General features: G+C 51.7%; 18 protein-coding genes. 15 read left to right on the top strand and 3 right to left on the bottom strand.

The genetic code is table 11. The features are described from left to right. Positions 1 to 18 precede the first annotated feature (18 nt). From DW642_RS14760 to DW642_RS14725, 8 genes are read left to right on the top strand one after another with little or no spacing between them, the layout of a single operon-like run. A complete protein-coding gene (locus DW642_RS14760) occupies positions 19 to 270 on the top strand; it encodes a DUF4315 family protein (protein ID WP_006777886.1) in 252 nt (83 codons plus the stop codon). Beyond that, positions 260 to 1,024: a DUF4366 domain-containing protein gene (locus DW642_RS14755; RefSeq protein WP_117510799.1), complete on the top strand. Its 765-nt coding sequence runs from the start codon at positions 260 to 262 to the stop codon at positions 1,022 to 1,024. Before DW642_RS14760 ends, DW642_RS14755 begins: the two co-directional genes overlap by 11 nt. Continuing rightward, positions 1,021 to 1,215, top strand: coding sequence for a hypothetical protein (locus DW642_RS14750; RefSeq protein ID WP_004797798.1), 195 nt, complete (start codon positions 1,021 to 1,023; stop codon positions 1,213 to 1,215). Before DW642_RS14755 ends, DW642_RS14750 begins: the two co-directional genes overlap by 4 nt. Further along, positions 1,212 to 1,904 (top strand): conjugal transfer protein TraG, encoded by a 693-nt coding sequence (locus tag DW642_RS14745; protein ID WP_117510797.1) that lies wholly within the window; start codon positions 1,212 to 1,214, stop codon positions 1,902 to 1,904. The genes DW642_RS14750 and DW642_RS14745 overlap by 4 nt, the downstream gene beginning before the upstream one ends. Beyond that, positions 1,885 to 3,984, top strand: coding sequence for a type IA DNA topoisomerase (locus DW642_RS14740; protein WP_117510795.1), 2,100 nt, complete (start codon positions 1,885 to 1,887; stop codon positions 3,982 to 3,984). The genes DW642_RS14745 and DW642_RS14740 overlap by 20 nt, the downstream gene beginning before the upstream one ends. Beyond that, positions 3,981 to 4,259: an immunoglobulin gene (locus DW642_RS14735; protein ID WP_117510793.1), complete on the top strand. Its 279-nt coding sequence runs from the start codon at positions 3,981 to 3,983 to the stop codon at positions 4,257 to 4,259. The genes DW642_RS14740 and DW642_RS14735 overlap by 4 nt, the downstream gene beginning before the upstream one ends. Positions 4,260 to 4,265: 6 nt before the next feature. Then, positions 4,266 to 7,565, top strand: a complete 3,300-nt coding sequence (locus tag DW642_RS14730) for a YodL domain-containing protein (RefSeq protein WP_117510791.1) — start codon at positions 4,266 to 4,268, stop codon at positions 7,563 to 7,565. A 1-nt stretch (position 7,566) separates the two neighbouring features. Then, positions 7,567 to 7,782, top strand: coding sequence for a transposon-transfer assisting family protein (locus tag DW642_RS14725; RefSeq protein WP_117510789.1), 216 nt, complete (start codon positions 7,567 to 7,569; stop codon positions 7,780 to 7,782). 96 nt (positions 7,783 to 7,878) lie between these two features. On the opposite strand, the gene DW642_RS16355 is transcribed toward DW642_RS14725, so the two are convergent. Beyond that, on the bottom strand, positions 7,879 to 8,646 hold the full coding sequence (locus DW642_RS16355; RefSeq protein WP_242991203.1) for a hypothetical protein: 768 nt from the start codon (positions 8,644 to 8,646) through the stop codon (positions 7,879 to 7,881). On the opposite strand from DW642_RS16355, the gene DW642_RS16350 reads away from it, so the two are divergent. The 6 genes from DW642_RS16350 to DW642_RS14695 all read left to right on the top strand — a co-directional run bounded on the left by DW642_RS16350 (position 8,645) and on the right by DW642_RS14695 (position 18,549). Beyond that, entirely contained in the window at positions 8,645 to 8,989 is a 345-nt protein-coding gene (locus tag DW642_RS16350; RefSeq protein WP_425516118.1) for a TnpV protein, read from the top strand. The two genes, DW642_RS16355 and DW642_RS16350, sit on opposite strands and share 2 nt — an antisense overlap. 1,496 nt (positions 8,990 to 10,485) lie before the next feature. Next, positions 10,486 to 16,650, top strand: coding sequence for an SNF2-related protein (locus DW642_RS14720; RefSeq protein ID WP_442857745.1), 6,165 nt, complete (start codon positions 10,486 to 10,488; stop codon positions 16,648 to 16,650). Position 16,651: 1 nt separating this feature from the next. After that, complete coding sequence (locus tag DW642_RS14715) at positions 16,652 to 17,458, top strand: DUF3849 domain-containing protein (RefSeq protein ID WP_117510785.1); 807 nt, start codon at positions 16,652 to 16,654, stop codon at positions 17,456 to 17,458. Positions 17,459 to 17,460: 2 nt separating this feature from the next. Continuing rightward, positions 17,461 to 17,799: a plasmid mobilization protein gene (locus tag DW642_RS14710; protein WP_003526263.1), complete on the top strand. Its 339-nt coding sequence runs from the start codon at positions 17,461 to 17,463 to the stop codon at positions 17,797 to 17,799. A 151-nt stretch (positions 17,800 to 17,950) separates the two neighbouring features. Beyond that, complete coding sequence (locus DW642_RS14700; protein ID WP_015529855.1) at positions 17,951 to 18,253, top strand: hypothetical protein; 303 nt, start codon at positions 17,951 to 17,953, stop codon at positions 18,251 to 18,253. Then, on the top strand, positions 18,250 to 18,549 hold the full coding sequence (locus DW642_RS14695) for a CD1845 family protein (RefSeq protein WP_097772891.1): 300 nt from the start codon (positions 18,250 to 18,252) through the stop codon (positions 18,547 to 18,549). Before DW642_RS14700 ends, DW642_RS14695 begins: the two co-directional genes overlap by 4 nt. Before the next feature lie 73 nt (positions 18,550 to 18,622). Here DW642_RS14695 and DW642_RS14690 read toward each other — a convergent pair whose 3' ends face one another. After that, positions 18,623 to 20,032 (bottom strand): ATP-binding protein, encoded by a 1,410-nt coding sequence (locus DW642_RS14690; RefSeq protein ID WP_117510783.1) that lies wholly within the window; start codon positions 20,030 to 20,032, stop codon positions 18,623 to 18,625. Positions 20,033 to 20,153: 121 nt separating this feature from the next. Between DW642_RS14690 and DW642_RS14685 the strand changes: the two genes are divergently transcribed. Continuing rightward, positions 20,154 to 21,566, top strand: a complete 1,413-nt coding sequence (locus DW642_RS14685) for a relaxase/mobilization nuclease domain-containing protein (RefSeq protein WP_117453443.1) — start codon at positions 20,154 to 20,156, stop codon at positions 21,564 to 21,566. A 222-nt stretch (positions 21,567 to 21,788) separates the two neighbouring features. Here the strand turns inward: DW642_RS14685 and DW642_RS14675 are convergent, their stop codons facing one another. After that, positions 21,789 to 22,145: a helix-turn-helix domain-containing protein gene (locus DW642_RS14675; protein ID WP_005337966.1), complete on the bottom strand. Its 357-nt coding sequence runs from the start codon at positions 22,143 to 22,145 to the stop codon at positions 21,789 to 21,791. Between the last annotated feature and the right edge of the window lie 108 nt (positions 22,146 to 22,253).

Here is a 22,253-nt window from a genome sequence, read left to right as displayed (position 1 = left end):
AAGAAGGAGTGATAGACGATGGCAAAGAACAAAATTGAGCGCATTGACCAGGAGATTACAAAGGTCCGCGAGAAGATCGCAGAGTATCAGGAAAAGCTCAAGGCGCTGGAAGCACAGAAAACCGAGGCAGAAAATCTGGAGATCGTCCAGATGGTGCGCGCCTTGCGTATGACCCCGACCCAGTTGAGCGCCATGCTGTCCGGCGGCACAGTTCCCGGCAGTTTGGCTGATGACAACAACGAACAGGAGGAAAACAGCTATGAGGAATAAACGATTGCTCCGAACACTTTCCGCCCTTTGCCTGACAATGGTTGTGGCATTTGGCTTTACGATCCCTGCTTTTGCACAGGGGTCAGAACAGGCTCCGGCGGCACCGGCAGAGGATTCTACCAATGATAGCAACGTGATTGTGGAAGAAACAGAACCGGCACCGGCACTTACACCAGATGGCAATGCCGCTCTGGTGGATGATTTTGGTGGCAATAAGCAGCTTATTACGGTTACGACCAAAGCTGGAAATTACTTTTACATCCTGATTGACAGGGCGAATGAGGACAAGGAGACTGCTGTTCACTTTCTGAACCAGGTGGATGAAGCGGATTTGATGGCACTGATGGAAGATGGAAATGTTAAAGAGGAGCCAGCTGCTGTGTGTAGCTGCACGACAAAATGTGAAGCAGGGGCAGTCAATACGGCTTGTCCGGTCTGTGCAACTGATAAGAGTAAATGTACGGGCAAAGCACCGGAACCTCCGGCAGAAACACCGGAGCCGGAAAAAGAGACGCCTGCCGGACTAAATCCGGCTGCGCTGATTCTTCTGCTGGCTCTGCTTGGTGGCGGTGGCGTATTTGCCTATTTGAAGCTCGTTAAGAACAAGCCTAAGACCAAGGGCAATGACAGTCTGGACGATTATGATTATGGCGAGGAAGATTCCGAGGAATGGGAAACCGAAAATGAGGAGTCAGATGAGCCTGACGCTGACGGGGGCAGCACAGAAGAAGATGACGAGGATAGCGTGAAATGACCCGTTTCACAGACAGTCCCTATGAACGCATGATGACACGCAGGCCGGAGGGCGGGAGGGAAACTTCCCGTCCTCCTTCTTTACCCCACAACCACCCCTGCTATGGTTGCGGGAGTTATGGAAGCCCCTGCGTAGGTATCTGCCATCGTGAGATGGAACGCTGGCTCAAAGAAAGGAAACGAAAAAAATGAGTGTTCTGATTATATTTATCAAGCTGATTGCTGTTTTTGACCTGCTGGTGATCGCCGTGTATTTTGGCGGCGACATTCTTTCTACCATGTTAAACAAACTTCGGAGAAAGCCAAAGCAAGATGACCCCTTTGATTTCTCCTTAGATACCGTGACAGTTTCATTGTCCATAGATTCTATCCGTCAGCTTTGTTCCGACGATGCGGCAGATTTTGTGGAAGAAAAGATCCTGCCAAATGCGGAGAAAACAATGGCCGTGCTGACGGAACAAGAACAGACGGCGGCTCGTCTGCTCTTATCCGCTTTGATCGGTTTTCTTGCAGCAGAAGCTCCTATGGATGAACAGAGCTTTCCTTTGATGATGGAACTTCTGAACTGCATGGAAGGGGAAAAAGAAGATGGTTGTCAGGATGCAGTAGATAGTTTACTTGAAGATGCCGCCTGCAATACCCGCCGTCACGAAGAATATTACAGCAATTATCAACGCTACCAGCTGATGCAGGTGGATAAAACCCGTGTCATTTTGGCTTGCCGTATCATCATCAATGACCTGCTGGGGAAACTGTACCGCTATGACTACCGGTTTGGTTATAACCTGCTACTGGATGAGGAAAACAGCATAGAGAAAAAACTGCACACGCCTGTGCGGGAAGAATGGGAGGCTGAAGATTATGAATTTAGTGATTGCTGAAAAACCATCGGTTGCACAAAGTCTGGCTACGGTAATCGGTGCAACTGCTCGTAAGGACGGGTATCTGGAGGGCAACGGCTGGCGTGTCAGCTGGTGCGTGGGCCACCTGGCCGGTCTTGCGGATGCAGACAGCTATGACCCAAAGTATGCCAAGTGGCGATATGATGATCTGCCTATCCTGCCGGAACATTGGCAGATGGTGGTGGGAAAAGATAAGAAAAAGCAGTTTGATATTCTCAAAAAGCTGATGAATGCCCCGGATGTGACGGAAGTGGTAAATGCCTGTGATGCCGGACGCGAGGGCGAGATGATCTTCCGTAGCGTCTATGAGCTGGCAGGTTGCAAGAAGCCGATGAAAAGGCTCTGGATTTCTTCGATGGAGGACTCCGCCATAAGGGAAGGCTTTGCAAACCTGCGCCCCGGTGCGGACTATGACGGACTTCGGGATGCTGCCCTCTGCCGTGCCAAGGCCGACTGGCTGGTGGGGATCAATGCGACAAGGCTTTTTTCCGTGCTGTATCACCGAACCCTCAACATCGGGCGCGTGATGTCCCCGACGCTGGCGCTTATTGTTCAGCGAGAAGCTGAGATCGACACCTTTCAGCCGATTCCCTTTTATACCGTGGCGCTGGAGCTGCCCGGTCTTACCGTATCCGGGGAGCGCATGGCGGATAAGGTTGCTGCTGAGCAGCTGAAAGAAGCCTGTCAGGGTGCAAATGTCACAATCAAAAAGGTGGAGTGCAAGGAAAAGTCCGAAAAGCCGCCTGCCCTCTATGACCTGACTACTCTGCAAAGAGATGCCAACCGCCTGCTTGGATTTACAGCCCAGCAGACCCTGGACTATCTGCAAAGCCTGTATGAAAAGAAGCTCTGCACCTATCCCCGTACTGACAGCCGCTATCTGACTGGCGATATGGCAGACAGCCTGCCGGTGCTGGTGAATCTGGTTGCCAATGCTATGCCGTTTCGCAAAGGAATCGCCATTACCTGTGATCCGCAGACGGTCATCAACGATAAAAAAGTAACCGACCACCACGCAGTAATCCCTACCAGAAATCTCAAGGATGCAGACCTTTTTGCCCTTCCTGCGGGAGAAAAAGCGGTGCTGGAGCTGGTGGCCCTGCGTCTGATGTGCGCCGTAGCCCAACCCCATATCTATTTGGAAACCGTTGTGATTGCAGCGTGTGCCGGTGGGGAGTTTACCACAAAAGGAAAAACGGTGAGGCACCCCGGATGGAAAGCACTGGAGGACGCTTACCGTGCCAAAACGAAGGATGCAGAGCCGAAAAAAGAGGGTGCAGAGACAGCCCTGCCGGAGCTGACTGAAGGACAGACCCTTTCGGTTTCTGCGGCAATCGTCAAAGAAGGCAAAAGCAGTCCGCCCCAGCACTTTACGGAGGACACCCTGTTGTCCGCGATGGAGACTGCCGGAAAAGAGGATATGCCGGAGGATGCCGAGCGAAAAGGTCTGGGGACACCGGCCACCCGTGCCGGTATTTTGGAAAAGCTGGTATCTGCCGGTTTTCTGGAACGAAAAAAGAGCAGGAAAACGGTGCAGCTTCTCCCTTCCCACGATGCAGTTTCCCTGATCACCGTTCTGCCGGAACAACTGCAATCGCCGCTTCTGACTGCCGAGTGGGAGTACCGACTGGGCGAGATCGAGCGCGGGCAGCTTGCCCCAGAGGAGTTTTTGGATGGGATCAGCACCATGCTGAAAGACTTGGTGGGGACTTATCAGGTCATCAAGGGAACCGAGTACCTGTTCACTCCGCTCCGTGAGGTGGTGGGCAAATGCCCTCGCTGCGGCGGTGAAGTTGCAGAACTGCAAAAAGGCTTCTTCTGTCAGAATGATTCTTGCAAATTTGCAATCTGGAAAAATAACAAATGGTGGGCTGCCAAGAAAAAACAGCCGACCAAGGCTGTGGTGTCTGCGCTGCTGAACGATGGCCGTGTCCGTGTGACGGGGCTATATTCGGAGAAAACAGGCAAGACCTACGATGCCACTGTGGTTTTGGAGGACGATGGACAGTATGCCAACTTCAAGCTGGAATTTGACCAGCGGAAAGGAGGCAGCCGATGAAGCTCTCTTTAGTGGAACGGGAAACCATTCTCCTCTATAACCAGGCAGAACCAATGGCTGAGGTCTATACCCACGATCCCCGTCTGATGGAGAAGCTGGAACTGCTGGCAAAAAAGCACCCCGACCAGATCACCCGAAAGGACGCCCATAACTTTACCGTTCCCAAGCGGTGTGTATCAGTCCGGGAGCCATACAGCGCCGAGCGTCGCAAAGCTGCCAGTGAACGGGCGAAAACCGCCGGATACCAGCCCCCTGTGAAAAAGTCCGACAGTTAAAGGCACATGGCAGAGAATGTATTTGAAGCAGTTAAGCAGTCGGTCAGCACCAAAGAAGCGGCAGAGTTTTATGGGATAAAAGTCAGTCGAACTGGCATGGCCTGCTGTCCCTTCCACGATGATAAGAACCCCAGCATGAAGGTAGACCAGCGGTTCCACTGCTTTGGCTGCGGTGAAGATGGGGATGTGATCGACTTTACCGCAAAGCTCTTTGACCTCTCCCCAAAAGAAGCGGCGGAGAAACTGGCACAGGACTTTGGCCTGATCTATGACAGTCAGGTCCCTCCCCGTAGGAGATATGTCCGGCAGAAAACAGAGGCACAAAAGTTTCGGGAGGACCGGCAGCGGTGTTATCGCGTACTGTCCGATTATTACCATTTGCTGAAAAAATGGGAGGCCGACAATTCTCCCCGGACACCGGAGGAAGAACCGCACCCCCGTTTTGTGGAAGCAATCCAGAAGAAAACCTATGTAGAGTACCTGTTGGACCTTTTTCTTTATGAAAGTGAAGAAGAACAAAAGGCATGGATTGCAGAACACACAGCAGAAATCACACACTTGGAAAGGAGATTGAAAATCATGGCTGAGAACAAACCCACCAACCGAGAGCGGCTAAGGGAAATCACAGATGGCATCGAGCAGGGGATCAAAGAACTGTTTGAGAGTGAAAAGTATATGAGCTATCTGTCCGTTATGTCCCGCTTCCACCGCTATTCGGTAAACAACACCATGCTCATCTATATGCAGAAGCCGGACGCTACATTGGTAGCCGGATACAATAAGTGGAAAGACCAGTTTGAGCGTCATGTAAAAAAGGGCGAGCATGGCATTACCATCATTGCTCCCACACCGTATAAGAAGAAAATCGAGGAGCAGAAGCTGGACCCGGATACCAAGGCTCCGATTCTGGATAAAGACGGAAAGATCGTCACAGAGGAAAAAGAAATCGAGATCCCTATGTTCCGTCCGGTCAAGGTTTTTGATGTGAGCCAGACCGACGGGAAACCTTTGCCGGAGCTTGCTTCCTCCCTTTCCGGCAATGTGCCAAATTATGAGGCATTCATGGAGGCTCTGCGCCGCAGTGCGCCGGTGCCGATCACTTTTGAAGCAATGGCCGCCGATACGGACGGCTATTTTTCTGCCGATCATCAGAAAATCGCCATTCGTCAGGGCATGAGTGAGGTGCAGACGGTTTCGGCCACAGTACACGAGATTGCCCACAGCAAGCTCCATGACCCTAAAAAATATGAAATGCTACCGTCATGGAAGGTTGTGCTGGAGAGTGAAGGTGGAACCAAGCATGATTTCAAGCTGGATTTTGCCACAGAAAGAGAAGCTGAACAGTTTGCTTCTGATATGGATTGGTGCTATGTGGACGAAAATCAGTTTGAATGGCGTCTTGCAGTTGAGGAAGATCCAACCACAGAAAAACAGGCAATCAAAAATCGCCACACGGAGGAAGTGGAGGCTGAAAGCATCTCCTACGCAGTCTGCAAATATTTTGGCATCGAGACCGGAGAAAACAGCTTCGGCTATATTGCCAGTTGGAGTCAGGGCAAGGAACTGAAAGAGTTGAGAGCCAGTTTGGAGACCATCAACAAAACCTCCGGCACTTTGATCTCCGACATTGAGCGCCACTATAAGGAAATCTGCAAAGAGCGCGGAATCGACCCTCATGCAAAGGCAGAGTCGGAAACCGCCCCGATAGAGCAGCCAGCAGATGCCATTAAGGTATCTGATAGGCTGCCGACCGGCGATCTGACCTACTATGTAGCAGAGTGCATGGAATTTCCAAACCTCGGAGAATACCACGATAATCTGTCTTTGGAGGAAGCAATCCGCATTTATCAGGAGATTCCGGCAGAACGAATGAACGGGATCAAGGGCATTGGTTTTGAGCTGAAAGACGGAAGCGACTATGAAGGACCTTTTCCGATTTTGACCGGCCAGACCATTGACCTGGACACCATCCAGGCAATCGACTATTACCGTGATAATCCTCTGGTGCAAAAAGCGGTAAAGGAACTGGCTGCGGCAATGCCGGAAATGGAAGTGCTGGGGGCGGATGCCAACCAGCAGGAGGCTTTGTTTCTGATTGACGATGCCACCTATCTTCATATCCAGTCCTGTGGCAGCGGCTGGGACTATACCCTTTACGATGCCGCGTCCATGAAAGAGTTGGATGGTGGTCAGCTGGATATGCCGGAGATTTCCCGCATGAAGGCAGTTCTCCAGATTTGTGATGACAACGATTTGGGCAGAGACTCGGTAAAATACGCACCGTTGTCCATGATTGAGACCTTGCAGGAAGCTGCCTACCAGCAGATGCAGGCAGAGGCCAGTCAGATGGCTGCTTCTTCTCAGCTGCCGGAAGCACAAGAGCAGGCGCTGGATGAATACCCTATGCCTGATGAGCAGGTATCCACACCGGATATGCAGGAATACGGCTACTTCTATGATGGGATGCTCCCTGTCACCAGAGAACGGGCGCTGGAACTGGATGCCGCTGGTTTGACTGTCTATGTGCTGCATGAGGACAATACGGAGAGTATGGTATTTGACTCGCAGGAAATCATGGATCATGGCGGCATTTTCGGTGTGGACCGTGAGGAATGGGAGAAAAGCCCTCAGTTCCACGAAAAGGTCATGGAGCGCCAGGAACATCAGCAGGAACGCGAACAGGCATTTCTCTCCCAGAACAGAGATTGCTTTGCCATCTATCAGGTGAGCCGTGACGATCCGCAGAATGTGCGCTTTATGAATCTGGACTGGTTAAAGTCCCATAACATTTCCATAGACCGTAGCAATTATGACCTCATTTACACAGCTCCTCTGAGGGAGTCTGGCACTGTGCCGGAGCAGCTGGAAAAACTATATCAGCAATTCAATCTGGAAAAGCCCGTGGACTTTCACAGTCCCTCCATGAGCGTCAGCGACATCGTTGCGATCAGACAGGACGGTAAGGTATCCTGTCATTACTGTGACAGTGTTGGTTTTACCCAGATCCTCGGATTCCTGCCAGAAAACCCGCTGAAAAATGCGGAAATGATGCTGGAGGACGATTACGGCATGATCGACGGTATCATCAACAATGGCGCAAAAGAACCCACGGTGGCAGAGCTGGAACAGCAGGCCCGAAGCGGTCAGCCCATTTCCCTGATGGAGTTGGCAGCCGCTACCCATCGGGAGGAACGGGAAAAGAAAAAGTCCGTCATGGAGCAGCTGAAAGGCCAGCCCAAGACAGAACACAAAAAGACAGCACCCAAAAAGACAGCACCCAAAAAGAGTGCGGAAAGGGAGATTTGATATGGGAAACTTTACTTTTGAGGAAATGAACCTGATGTGCATTTACAATACCGGCAGCCGTACCGGACTGATCGACAGCCTGCGTGAGATGCGCGGCGAGCTGGCCCCGGAGGAAACCGAGCTGCGGGAGTTGACAGACAGCGCACTGGGCAAGCTCCAGGCCATGAGTGCTGCCGAGTTTGCCGAGCTGGAGTTGTACCCGGATTTTGACCAGTAAACAACATAACCGCAGGGATGGGGTGGCGATCTGCCACCCCACCTTTTTACCCCAAAACTGAAAGGAGGACAGAACACTATGCCAACCAAAGCTGAACTATATGCACAGATGGCGGACAAGGTGGCAACGCAGCTCACGGGGAGCTGGCAGGAATGGGCAGGGTTTCTCACCACTGCTTCCCGCCTTTACAAGTACCCGTTCCATGAGCAGCTGATGATTTACGCCCAGCGACCGGACGCCACCGCCTGTGCGGAGTACGATTTGTGGAATGAAAAGATGGGCCGGTATGTAAGGCGCGGCTCCAAGGGAATTGCTCTGGTGGATGATTCCGGGGACAGACCTCGCCTGCGTTATGTCTTTGACATTTCCGACACCGGAACCCGTGAACATTCCCGCACTCCCTGGCTGTGGCAGTTGGAGGAGCGCCATCTGGATTCCGTGCAGGCCATGCTGGAGCGCACCTATGATGTTTCCGGTGATGATCTTGCCGGACAGCTCACGGAGGTAGCCGGAAAACTGGCTGAGGAATACTGGACGGAGCATCAGCAGGACTTCTTCTATATCGTTGACGGTTCCTTTTTGGAGGAATATGATGAGTATAACATCGGAGTGCAGTTCAAGGCAGCCGCCACCGTCAGCATCACTTACGCTTTGATGTCCCGCTGTGGACTGGAGCCGGAACGCTACTTCGACCACGAAGATTTCATGGCGATCTTTGATTTCAACACCCCGTCCACCATCGGGGCGCTGGGAACAGCGGTCAGCCAGATCAACCAGCAGGTGCTGCGGCAGATCGGCGTTACCGTCCGAAATGCAGAGCGCGAAGCCAACCAAGAAAGGAGCAAGCAAGATGAACAATCCCATGACCTACATCCAGAACGGAGACTATCAGATTCCCGACCTGAAGCTGAGCCAGCAGCCGGAGAAACCCCTGGGCAAGTACGGCAGGATGAGGAAAACCTACCTGAAAGAACACCGTCCCATCCTCTACAACCAGATGTTGCTGAGCGAGAAGCTGTACCCGCACCTCATCGAGATCGACGAGACCGCCCAGAGCAGACTGGAACAGATGATGCCCCAGCTGGCGAAGGAAGCGGGAGCCACCGAGGAACTGAAAGCCAGCGATCCCATGAAGTGGGTGGGCCTGATGAACACCTGCAAAGCCCAGGCAGAGGAGATCCTGATGGCGGAGCTTATCAACAGCTGACCCTAAACCTGTTCCTCTCCGAAGCGGAGCAGATCCAATCCATAGATGAAGCAGAGAATGTAGCGCATACATCCTCTGCTTTTTCTTTTGCCCAAAATGATATTGACCATGTGCTGCGTTTGGGCGGCAATACAGACCGCCAGAGAGAGCGTGTGGTTGCTGCCTTTGAAAAGCAGAAAACCACCGCTGAGATTGCCGAGATACTGAAAACGCTGTACCACGGCGGCAACGGCCTTGGCAGTGTGAGCGCATGGTATGCCGAGGATGGTATCCATCTTTCCCACGGGAAGTCTGTCCGTTATGACAGGTCTGCCCAGGTCATTTCCTGGGAGAGCGCCGCAGAGCGTATCGGGGAGCTTTTGGAGAGCGGCCAGTTTGCCTCCAATGTGGAGCTTGCAGAAGCGGCAGGCTATGAACGCTCCCTCCTTGCAGAAAAGCTCTGGTATCTGTACCACGATTTCAGCGAGGAAGCCAGAGAAGCAGGATATTTGTCTTGCCTGTCAGAAATCAGAGGCAATGGGTTCCCGGAGGAGACCCGCCGCCTGACGGAGCAGTTGAATGACCCGGCTTTCCACCAGACACTCAAGGAAGAATACGCCGCCTTCTGGACTGCCTATCAGCAGGACCGTGACCTGTTGCGCTTTCATTACCATAGGCCAAGGGAAATCTGGGAGAACCTGAAAGACCTTGACCTGCCCCGCAGGACTTTTTCTTCGGACCTTTCCCAAGTGCCAACCGTCCAGCATTTCATTACCGAGGATGAGATCGACGCCGCCATGACCGGCGGCAGCAGTTTTGCCGGAGGAAAAGGCCGTATCTATGCGTTCTTCATGGAAAACCATACGGATAAGGAAAAAGTGAGATTCCTTAAAGACGAGTATGGCATTGGCGGACGCTCTCATGCCCTGTCCGGCGCAACACACAGCGGCGAAGATCACGACGGGAAAGGACTGCACTATAAAAAGCAGGACTGCCCGGATGTTCACTTGAACTGGGAAAAGGTTGCCAAGTGCATTACCTCACTTGTCCAGAAAGGCCGCTATCTTACCGAACAGGAACAAGCGCAGTATGACAAGATCCAGGCTGAAAAGGATCTGGTAGAAGAAGATGTCATTCATGCCCAGCAGCCGGAGATAGAGGAAGAAACGCCAAAGCCTACCCTTCGGGAGCTGTTTGAGCAGTATAAGCCTGTGGTGACTGCCGCCATTTCCGAGGATACCGCATATCGCAATGCCTGCGGTCATTCCGACCGTGAAAATGCTGTCATCGAGGGTAATGCCGCTGTGCGCCGTGCGGTCCTTGGTTCTAAGGATATGGAGCTGATCCGACTCTATTCGGATGTGCCGGAGTTCCGCCAGCGTCTGCACCGGGAAGTGATCGACGAAACCTATCCAAAGCTTCATGAACTTCTGCGCCCTCTTTCTCAGGAAGATATTGATACTGCCCTTTGTGCATGGAACGGCAATATCGAGAGTAAACACGCTGTTATCCGCTATATGAAAGACCATGCAAGAGAAAAAGATACCGCCGCATGGCTGGCTCAGGAATACGGCGGCAGTAACAGCAACAGCCTGTTCGTTGTCCGTGCCGGCAGCCCGGAGAAAACGCAGCTGCCCTGGCCGAAGGTACAGCGCCGGATTGCCCAGCTCATTCAGGAGGACCGGTTCTATACCGAAGAAGAACAGAACCGTTTTGACGACATCGACCCAATCGCCATCCGGGAAGCTCTGGAAGAAAGAGGGATCGTCAACGGACAGGTGACAGACCCGGAAAAACTGGACAATGATCCGTTTATCCAACAGGTGATGTCAGATGCCGAGCAGATCGCAGATGCCGAGACAGAGCAGACTTCCAAAGTTTCCATTTCCGATGAGGAATATGACGCAGTTCGCCGCCCAATTCCGCAAAGAACCTCCTATGACCCAGCCGCCCCGGTCTATGCCGTGGGCGATACCGTGTATATCGAGGATGACGCCTATCAGATCACCGAGCTGCGGGAGGACACCGTACAGCTTCTGCCCACCGGGATGGTATATCCCATCTACCGGGCAGAGCGCAAAGAACAGTTCGAGCAGCTGCTTCGGGCAGACCGGCGCAATGCTTACTATACCGAGTTTCTTCCTATTGCCCCGGACAAGGCAGATCAGGACTTGCGGGATGTATTGGCTCATGGACTGATGGATGAAGCGGATAAAAAGCAGATTTCCACGCTGCTGCAATCCGGCAGGAGCAACAGCGAGATCGCCTACTGGCTGAGCAGAGCCTATTCCGGTGAGATCGAGACACTGAATCTGGAGACCGGCGATATTGCCGATTACCGTACCACGGCACAGGGCATAGAACTGGAAGTCATGGATGCAGAGGAAAAGCGTCTGGCTGTGCTGTATTTCCGCTGGGATGAAGTTGCGCCTTTGCTGCGCGGGATGTATGCCCGTCAGCTGGATGGCTTTGGACAGGAACAGCCCGAACCGGCTGCCGAATCCCCGGCCTTCCATTCCGAGACCGTGGCCGTCTATCCGGGCGACAAGAACCATCTGCCTTATGATGTGGTGGTGGAACGGCTGCATATCGAGGAGCCGGAGCCGCCAGCCCCTGTGACAGAGCCGGAGAAAACCTTTGAGGAAGTGCTGGACGAACACCCGGTTTCCATTCAGGTCAATGGCCAGTGGCAGACCTTCCCCAATGCCAAAGCTGCCGAGGAAGCCTCCTATGAGGAATACAAGGCTAACCTGCGTCGCAATGCAAAAAACTTCCGTATTACCGATGAGCATTTGGGTGAAGGCGGTCCGAAAGCCAAGTTCCAGGCAAATATCAATGCCATTCGTTTGCTGAAAGAGCTGGAAGTTGCCGGACAGCAGGCAAGCCCTGAACAGCAGGAAGTCCTATCCCGCTATGTAGGCTGGGGAGGTCTTGCCGATGCCTTTGACCCGGAAAAACCGGCATGGGCTTTAGAGTATGCCCAGCTAAAAGAACTGCTGACCCCGGAGGAATATGCCGCCGCCAGAAGCTCTACCCTCAACGCCCATTACACCAGCCCTACGGTCATTCAGGCCATCTATGAAGCGGTGGACCGTATGGGATTTGAGACCGGAAATATTCTGGAGCCGTCTATGGGTGTGGGCAATTTCTTTGGTATGCTGCCGGAGAAAATGCGAAACAGCCGTCTGTACGGCGTGGAGCTGGACCCTGTTTCCGGGCGCATCGCAAAGCAGCTCTATCCCAAGGCGGACATCACAGTAGGCGGCTTTGAGACCACAGACAGGCGTGACTTCTTTGACCTTGCCATCGGCAATGTGCCGTTCGGTCAGTATCAGGTCAATGACAAAGCCTACAACAAGCTGAATTTCAGTATTCATAACTATTTTTTTGCCAAAGCACTCGACCAGGTGCGTCCCGGCGGTGTGGTAGCTTTTGTGACCTCTCGATATACCATGGACGCCAAGGATTCCACCGTGCGCCGCTATCTTGCCCAACGTGCCGAACTGCTGGGTGTTATTCGTCTGCCTAATGACGCGTTCAAAAAGAATGCCGGTGCCGAGGTGGTATCGGACATCATCTTCCTCCAAAAACGGGACCGCCCGTTGGACATCGTGCCGGAATGGACCCAGACCGGACAGACGGAGGACGGGTTTGCCATCAACCGGTATTTTATCGACCACCCGGAAATGGTGCTGGGCAGACAGGAGCCGGTAAGCACTGCACATGGTATGGACTACACCGTGAACCCCATCGAGGGACTGAAGCTTTCCGACCAGCTGCATGATGCTGTGAAGTACATTCATGGCACTTATCAGGAGGCAGAGCTGCCGGAGCTGGGCGAAGGCGAAGCCATTGGCACCTCCATTCCTGCCGATCCTAATGTGAAGAACTATTCTTATGCCATTGTAGACGGGCAGGTGTACTACCGGGAAAACAGCCGCATGGTGCGCCCGGATCTCAACACCACCGCAGAAGCCCGCGTAAAAGGTCTTGTGGGACTGCGTGATTGTGTGCAGGAACTGATCGACCTTCAGATGGATGCAGCGGTTCCAGACAGCACCATTACCCAAAAGCAGGCGGAACTGAACAGCCTCTATGACAGCTTTTCTGCCAAATACGGTCTCATCAATGACCGTGCAAACCGTCTGGCCTATGCAGACGATTCTTCCTATTACCTGCTCTGTGCGCTGGAAGTCATCGACGAGGACGGAAAGCTGGAGCGCAAGGCAGATATGTTCACCAAGCGGACCATCAAGCCCCATCAGGCGGTGGCTGTGGTGGATACGGCAAGTGAAGCACTGGCGGTGTCCATCTCGGAAAAAGCCTGCGTGGATATGGACTATATGAGCCAGCTTACCGGAAAAACAAAAGAAGAACTGGCCGGAGAGCTGCAAGGCGTAATCTTCCGTGTACCGGGACAGTTGGAGCAGGACGGAACGCCCCATTATGTGACTGCTGATGAATACCTCTCCGGCAATGTACGCCGCAAACTGCGTCAGGCGCAACGGGCGGCACAGCAGGACCCGGTTTATGCAGTCAATGTGGAAGCTCTTAGCGCCGCCCAGCCCAAAGACCTGGATGCGTCGGAGATCGAGGTGCGTCTGGGCGCTACCTGGATTGACAAGGAATATATCCAGCAGTTTATGTATGAGACCTTTAATACCCCGTTTTATCTCCAGCGCAGTATTGGGGTCAACTATTCGTCCTTTACCGCTGAATGGCAGATCAAGGGGAAATCTTCCGTATCCTACAACGATGTGGCAGCTTATACCACCTATGGGACCAGTCGTGCCAATGCCTATAAGATTTTGGAGGACAGCCTGAACCTGCGAGATGTCCGTATCTATGACACCATAGAGGACGCAGACGGAAAAGAGCGCCGCGTGCTGAACGCCAAGGAGACCACTTTGGCTGCCCAAAAACAGCAGGCTATCCGGGAAGTCTTTAGGGACTGGATCTGGAGAGACCCGGAGCGCCGCCAGACTTTGGTGCGCCAGTACAACGAAGAAATGAACTCCACCCGTCCCCGTGAGTATGATGGCAGCCATATCACTTTTGGCGGCATGAATCCGGCCATTACCCTGCGGGAACACCAGAAAAGCGCCATCGCCCATGTGCTGTATGGCGGTAATACTCTGCTGGCACACGAAGTGGGCGCAGGCAAAACTTTTGAGATGGTAGCTGCTTCGATGGAAGCCAAACGCCTGGGACTGTGCCAGAAATCTCTCTTTGTGGTTCCAAACCATCTGACCGAGCAGTGGGCGTCGGAGTTTCTACGTCTCTATCCTTCCGCCAATATCTTAGTCACCACAAAAAAGGACTTTGAGACCCATAACCGAAAGAAGTTCTGCGCCCGTATTGCGACCGGTGACTACGACGCCATCATCATGGGACACAGCCAGTTTGAGCGTATCCCAATCAGCCGGGAGCGCCAGGAAAGGCTTCTCTATGAGCAGATCGACGAGATCACTGAGGGCATCGCAGAGGTGCAGGCCAGCGGCGGCGAGCGTTTTACCGTCAAGCAGCTGGAGCGTACCCGAAAATCTCTGGAAGCCAGACTGGAAAAGCTGCAAGCCGAGGGACGAAAAGATGATGTGGTAACCTTCGAGCAGCTGGGTGTGGACCGTTTGTTTGTGGACGAGGCCCACAACTATAAAAACCTGTTTCTATACACAAAAATGCGGAATGTGGCTGGTCTTTCCACATCGGATGCACAGAAATCCTCCGATATGTTTGCCAAGTGCCGCTATATGGATGAGATCACCGGAAACCGTGGCGTGATTTTTGCCACCGGCACACCAGTCAGCAACTCTATGACCGAGCTTTACACCATGCAGCGTTACCTTCAGTATGAACGTCTGCAAGAACTGAACATGACCCACTTCGACTGCTGGGCTTCCCGATTTGGGGAGACCGTCACAGCATTGGAGCTGGCGCCGGAGGGAACCGGCTACCGGGCAAGAACGAGATTCAGCAAGTTCTTTAACCTGCCGGAGCTGATGAACCTGTTCAAAGAAGTGGCCGACATTAAGACTGCCGACCAGCTGAATCTGCCTACCCCGGAAGTGGAATACCACAACATCGTGGCGCAGCCTACCGAACATCAGCAGGAAATGGTCAAGGCCCTTTCGGAGCGCGCATCGCTGGTACACAGCGGAACCGTTGACCCGTCCCAGGACAATATGCTCAAGATTACCTCGGATGGCCGTAAGTTGGGGCTTGACCAGAGAATCGTCAACCAGATGCTGCCGGACGAACCTGGCACAAAGGTCAATCAGTGTGTGGACAACATCATGCAGATCTGGCGGGACGGCAAAGCTGACAAGCTGACCCAGCTGGTGTTCTGCGACATTTCTACACCGCAGGCAAAAGCTCCTGCAAGCAAGGCGGCGAAAACGCTGGATAATCCACTGCTTCACGCATTGGAAGGCGCTGTGCCTCTGCCGGAGCAGGAACCGGTCTTTACGGTATATGACGATATTCGTCAGAAACTCATTGCTCAGGGAATGCCTGCCGACCAGATCGCTTTTATCCATGAAGCCAACACCGAAGTGCGGAAAAAGGAGTTGTTCTCTAAAGTCCGTACCGGTCAGGTGCGTGTCCTTTTGGGCAGCACCGCCAAGATGGGCGCAGGCACCAATGTGCAGGACCGTCTGGTGGCACTTCATGATCTGGACTGTCCGTGGAGACCGGGAGACCTTGCCCAGCGCAAGGGTCGTATCGAGCGCCAGGGTAACCAGAATCCTCTTGTCCATGTGTACCGCTATGTGACCGAAGGAACCTTTGACGCATACCTCTGGCAGACGGTGGAGAATAAGCAAAAATTCATCAGTCAGATCATGACTTCTAAATCGCCGGTGCGTTCCTGCGATGATGTGGACGAAACGGCGCTTTCCTTTGCCGAGATCAAAGCCCTGTGCGCCGGAGATCCCCGCATCAAGGAGCGTATGGATTTGGATGTGGAGGTATCCCGCCTGAAGCTGATGAAAGCCGACCACCAGAGCAAGCAATATCGTCTGGAGGACCAGCTGCTCAAATACTTCCCGGAGGAGATTGAAAAGCACAAAGGCTTTATCAAGGGCTTTGAATCCGATCTGAAGGTTTTGGCAGCGCACCCGCACCCGGAGGACGGTTTTGCTGGTATGGAAATCCGCGGCGATCTGCTGACCGATAAGGAGAACGCCGGCGCAGCACTTCTGGATGCCTGCAAGGAGGTCAAAACCTCCGATCCGGTGCAGATCGGCAGCTACCGGGGCTATACCATATCCGTGGAATTTTCCGCATGGAAACAGGAGTATACGCTCCTGCTGAAAGGACAGATGACCCACCGGGCAACCCTTGGTACAGACCCTCGCGGAAATCTTACCCGTATCGACAATGCCCTCGCCCAGATGCCCCAGCGTCTGGAGGCGGCAAAGGCTCAGCTGGATAACCTCTATCAGCAGCAGGCTGCCGCAAAGGAGGAAGTCGGAAAGCCATTCCTTTATGAAGAAGAACTGAGAAGCAAAAACGCCCGTCTGGTGGAGCTGGATACCCTGCTCAACATCGACGGAAAGGGGCAGGCACACACCGAGTCTGTTGTTGCCAAAAGCACACGGCCTTCGGTGCTGGATAACCTAAAATGCCCGGTGCAACCCCGCAGTACAGACAAGAAACCAAAACAGCATGAGGAGGTGCGATAACATGAATACTAACGATCTGAATACAGCTCTTTATGAAAAGATGGCTGCCGAACAGGACAAGTTCCGGGACTGGCTGAAAAGCCAGCCCCCGGAAGAAGTCTTAAACCATGCCTATGAGTACACCATCCGCGAGGACATCGTGATGGCAATGGAGGAACTGGAGTTGACCGACACCCAGGCTCAGGCGCTTTTGGAATCTCCCTCTCCATTGACGGATGTGTACCGCTATTTTGAAAAGCTGGAGACCGGCTATATGGGTGTGATCCGGGACAGCATTGAAAGCCGTGCCGACGATGTGTGCAGAGCCAAAGAGGAACTGCGAACAACACCGGTCTATCCATATTCTGCTGCCTATGCGTCCGAGCATGGGGAAATGGCACAGTACAACCTCTCATATCAGGCGAACAGCGCCTGCAAAGAAGCCATTGAGCAGACCATCAGCGCCCACTATGCAGAGAATCGGCTGGATACGGAGGCTGCGGTCAAAGATGTGCTGGAAAAGTTCGGGACGGAACGGGTACAGTTTATTCTTGCCAACACCATCCAGCGCAAGAACTATGACGGGCGTATCTCTCAGGACAATAAAGCATGGGCAAAAACCATTCCTACGCTGGAGGACAGCGGCGCTTCCCGCCACTGTGCCTATCTGGTGGTAGATCAGGTCAATCCCGGTTTGAGCGACCTGTTCACCAGACAGTTCCGAAAAGTCGCTCAAGAACAGCAGAAAAGCTCTGTCCTGCAAAAGCTCAAGCAGGAACCGCCTGCCCGCAAGCCTGCCACCCCGAAAAAACGGGAGCCGGAGCGATAACCATGGCAAAGCGCAAGCGGGATGTGCCGGTTTTGTTTTGGGTGTCCGCAGAAGAACTGGAACTGATCCATCAAAAGATGCAGCAATACGGGACAGAGAATTTGAGCGCTTATCTGCGGAAAATGGCGCTGGATGGTTATGTGGTCAAGCTGGAACTGCCAGAGCTGAAGGAGCTGGTCTCCCTGATGCGCCGAAGCAGCAACAACTTGAACCAGCTGACCCGCAAAGTGCATGAGACCGGGCGGGTTTATAATGCTGACTTGGAGGATATATCCCAGCGGCAGGAACAACTGTGGGAGGGTGTGAAGGAAATCCTTACCCAACTCTCCAAACTTTCATAACAGGGATAGATACTCCATTTGCGGAGGGAGGAACGGCGTTTCTTCGCCGCACCTTCCTCCGCTTTTTCTTTTTGTCTGTATCCTTGTCTTTTGCCTGTCCGTACCGGATAATATGAGTAGAATAAGAAGCGTAGCAAAGGAGTGAAAACAGATGCTGACCTTTGAAAAGGTGCTGGAGATTTTTGCGGATTACCTAACCGCAGACGAGACCATAGAAGTTTATATCAGCCGCCATGGATGTGTAAGAGTTGAATTTGACCAAGATTTTCACTATTGCTCTGGCGAGGTGTGCCATACTCCCAAGGAACTGTTCGACCTCTTAGCCGATGATTACCGGACTTATCTGGAGATTGAACTGACCAAAGGAAAACGGGAAGTGACGGAAGATGATGAGAGAGAAGCGGATGCCCTATGCAAACAGTATCTGGAGCGTTGGAAGGAGGAACAGAAATGAAGATTTTGAAATGTCTGCTGATGATCGTAACTGCACCGGTCATTTTGGTGTTGACGCTTTTTGTCTGGCTCTGCACGGGGCTGATCTACATATCCGGTCTGGTGCTTGGTCTACTAAGCACGGTAATTGCTCTGCTTGGCGTGGCTGTGCTGATTACCTATTCCCCGCAGAATGGTGTGATTTTGCTGGTTATGGCATTTTTGATTAGCCCGATGGGGCTGCCGCTGGCTGCGATCTGGCTGCTGAGCAAGGTGCAGAGTTTGAAATTTGCGATCCAGGATTGGGTGTATGGGTAAATGATGTGAATATAATTTGGAATGAAAAGAAGCAGGACAATGGGAGATGAGACCCACTGCCCTGCTTCTCTGTTTATTCGGAACGAACTGTAATATATTTTTGATGTTTACTTTTCGGTTTATCGGGAAGTGTCATTTTGAGTGTTCCATTGTTCAATAGCGGACGCAGATATTTTTGTGTAAAGTTTTTTGTGTTTTTGTATCCACAGTGTTCTGCGATTTCTAATTTTGAATGTGGTTCTATGCAAAATGCAAGGATTTTATCATGGGTTGCATCATGGGTTGCGTCATAGGTCTTATCATGGGTCGTTTCTATGATAGAAGGACCATGATGGTAATTTACATTTTTCAAGATGACTCTGAAATCTGTCGCTGTTGAGGAAAATTCGGGCTTATATGCCTCTGTGTATCCAGGCAGCTTTTCAGTTTCACTGACGATTTTGCGCAGACCACTTCCACGGCGTTCCATGTACTTCATGCGGTGGAACAGGTCAGCAATCACAGGGTTTCGTCGCATCGAACGAATACTGTAAATATCGTATTCCTGAATTGAGCCGCCGCCAAACATACCGCCCGGAGATGTGATTTCCACCCGATCATCAAACATATCAATGTGGACTTCGCTGCCAAGCACAATATAATCACGATGGATAAGCGCATTGACAAGAGCCTCTGTCACAGCTCGTTCAGCATAATCCGGCTTGTCTACACGATACTGTGCCTCTTTGACAAAACGGACTTTGGAATTATTGCGAATAAATTCACTGCCGCTTTTCAGTAGATAAATCAGATTCCCTTCGTATTCCTTATCGTCCAATGCATCATCAAAGATAGAGCCTTTTTCCAAGCCATTCCACCGGGTACAGAACATACGGGAGTTATAGACTGTGTGCTGATCGGTCATGAGCTTTCCGGCATTGGTCAAGACCCCATTTTTGTCAGCCAAACCGAAGGAGACATAATCGGATGGCTCAAAGCGGAGACCAGTCCGTTCCAGATAGGTTGCTTCCAGAAGTGTAAAGCTGTAATCCTTTTTTACCGCGTCTGTTGTTAGGGTATCAAAGGACTGATTGGTTCCCTTTAAGATCAGTTCATTCACAATGTAATCAGGGGCAATTACGCTTTCATTTCCAACACGGATATATGCTTCCATCACGCCGTCTGCCTTGTAATAATATGGGGTGCTGCGGCCGGGAGAAACCTCCAGAGCTAATAGATTTTTACCATCTTCCTGTAATGGTTTTAAGATGAACTGAGGTAATGGTGTGATTCGTTCTTTGATTAAGCGGCTGATCGCTTCAGCATCCTTTTGAACATCTGACAAGCCGATAGGCTCCCGGTCATCAGAGACTCCGAAAAACAGAGTGCCGCCGATCCCATTGGAAAAGGCACTGACACTTTTTAACCAGCTTTTTGGCTTTTTTGTTTCGAGAGCAACTTTGAAATCACATTCCGTTGCTTCGGCAATGAGCTGTTCTATCATAAAATCCCTCCTTTGAGGTTGTAGAATGTTCTTTTTTATTATACCCAGCGGAGAAAGTTATTGCAACGATAGAAGCAAAGAGTTCAGCGAAAAAATATTTATGAGAGGAGGGCCTTCTATTATGGCAACTACAAGAATCATGCCGCTTCATGTTGGCAAGGGTCGCACAGAAAGTCGGGCAATCAGTGACATCATCGACTATGTAGCAAATCCACAGAAAACAGATAACGGCAAGCTCATTACCGGCTATGCGTGTGACAGCCGGACTGCGGATGCGGAGTTCCTTCTGGCAAAGCGGCAGTACATTGCCGCTACCGGACGGGTGCGCGGCGCAGATGATGTGATCGCCTATCATGTGCGCCAGTCCTTCCGCCCTGGTGAGATTACCCCGGAAGAAGCAAACCGGCTGGGCGTAGAATTTGCAAAGCGTTTTACTAAAGGCAATCATGCCTTTGTGGTCTGCACTCACATAGACAAGTCGCACATTCATAATCACATTATCTGGTCATCGGTCAGCTTAGAATATGACCGGAAATTCCGAAACTTTTGGGGCAGCACCAAGGCGGTTCGCCGGTTAAGTGATACAATCTGCATTGAAAACGGACTGTCCATTGTAGAGAATCCGAAACCTCACGGAAAAAGCTATAACAAGTGGCTGGGAGATCAGGCAAAGCCCTCTCACCGAGAGCTGCTGCGTGTGGCGATTGACAACGCATTATCACAAAGTCCTGCTGACTTTGAAGAACTGCTGAAACTGTTGCAAGAGTATGGTTGTGAAGTCTCAAAGCGCGGAAAATCGTATCGACTGAAACTCTCTGGTTGGGAGAAAGCCGCCCGCATGGACAGTCTGGGCGAAGGATATGGATTGGAAGATTTGCGGGCAGTTCTCTTAGGGAAGAAAGCACATACCCCGCGAAAGAAAACAGTCACACGGGCAGAGCCGCCAAAGATCAATCTGCTGGTGGACATTCAGGCAAAATTGCAGGCTGGAAAAGGTGCTGGCTATACGCGATGGGCTAAAGTTTTCAATCTGAAGCAAATGGCGCAGACCATGAATTACCTGTCAGAGAATAACCTGCTGGAGTATGCGGTTTTGGAAGAAAAAGCTGCGGCTGCCACGGCACATCACAATGAACTTTCGGCGCAGATTAAAGCGGCTGAAAAGCGCATGGCAGAGATTGCTGTTCTGCGTACTCACATCGTAAATTATGCTAAAACCCGTGAGGTCTATGTGGCATACCGCAAGGCGGGTTACTCTAAGAAATTCCGGGGGGAACATGAGGAAGAAATTCTGCTCCACCAGGCTGCTAAGAATGCCTTTGATGAGATGGGAGTCAAGAAACTTCCCAAGGTCAAAGAGTTGCAGACGGAGTACGCGAAATTGCTGGAAGAAAAGAAAAAGACCTATGCCGAGTACCGGCGTTCCCGTGAGGAAATGCGCGAGCTTTTAACGGCAAAGGCCAATGTGGATCGAGTGCTGAAAATGGAGGTAGAACAGGATGTTGAAAAAGAAAAAGACCACGGCCAGCGGTAAGCTGGTCCTGGTCAAAAGCGTTCGCAGAACGCGCAGCCACAGAATGAAATTCTGTGTTCAAAGGGGCTTGGGGGCGCTGCCCTCAACAAGCAAGCAGAGAGGAAAATCACAAAGGGATTTTCTTCTCTGCGGGCCTGTGTGTATTAACACAGGCATTGCTTGCCTCTTTTCTCTGGAAATAAAAAGAACCAGTGAGAAAATCGTTAAATTTCACTCACTGGCTCAATTCGTTTCAAATTTTTCGGACAACTCTGTCAGTTCTTTCACCGTTTCCTGGGTGTGATGCAGCAGGGTGTCACGCATTTCTGGCGGACAGCTGGAATAAAGCATTTTCATCTGATTGACACCCTCATCCTCCAGAGAAACATCTGGATTTATAAGTGTATCTAAAGAGATATGCAGGACCTTGGCCAATGCTCTCAAAATCAAATAAGAAGGATTCATTTTCCCCTTTTCGATATTGGCGATTTGCTTTACAGAAACATGGCTCAGATCAGAAAGTTCCTGTTGTGTCAGTTCTTTATTCTTTCGGGCTTCCCGCATTTTTTGCCCTAAAGCAGTTAAATCATCAATCGGCATAATCATTCACCTCAAATATATTTTATCGTTCCGATTTGCACAAAGGAATGACCTTATTGTGCCGAACAAGAAGACTGATTGTGCTGGTTATTTGAGAGAAACTGTTCT

The organism is Blautia sp. AM23-13AC (genome assembly GCF_003435675.1).
Taxonomy (GTDB): domain Bacteria; phylum Bacillota; class Clostridia; order Lachnospirales; family Lachnospiraceae; genus Fusicatenibacter; species Fusicatenibacter saccharivorans.
This window is presented reverse-complemented; position numbering and strand designations above follow the sequence as displayed.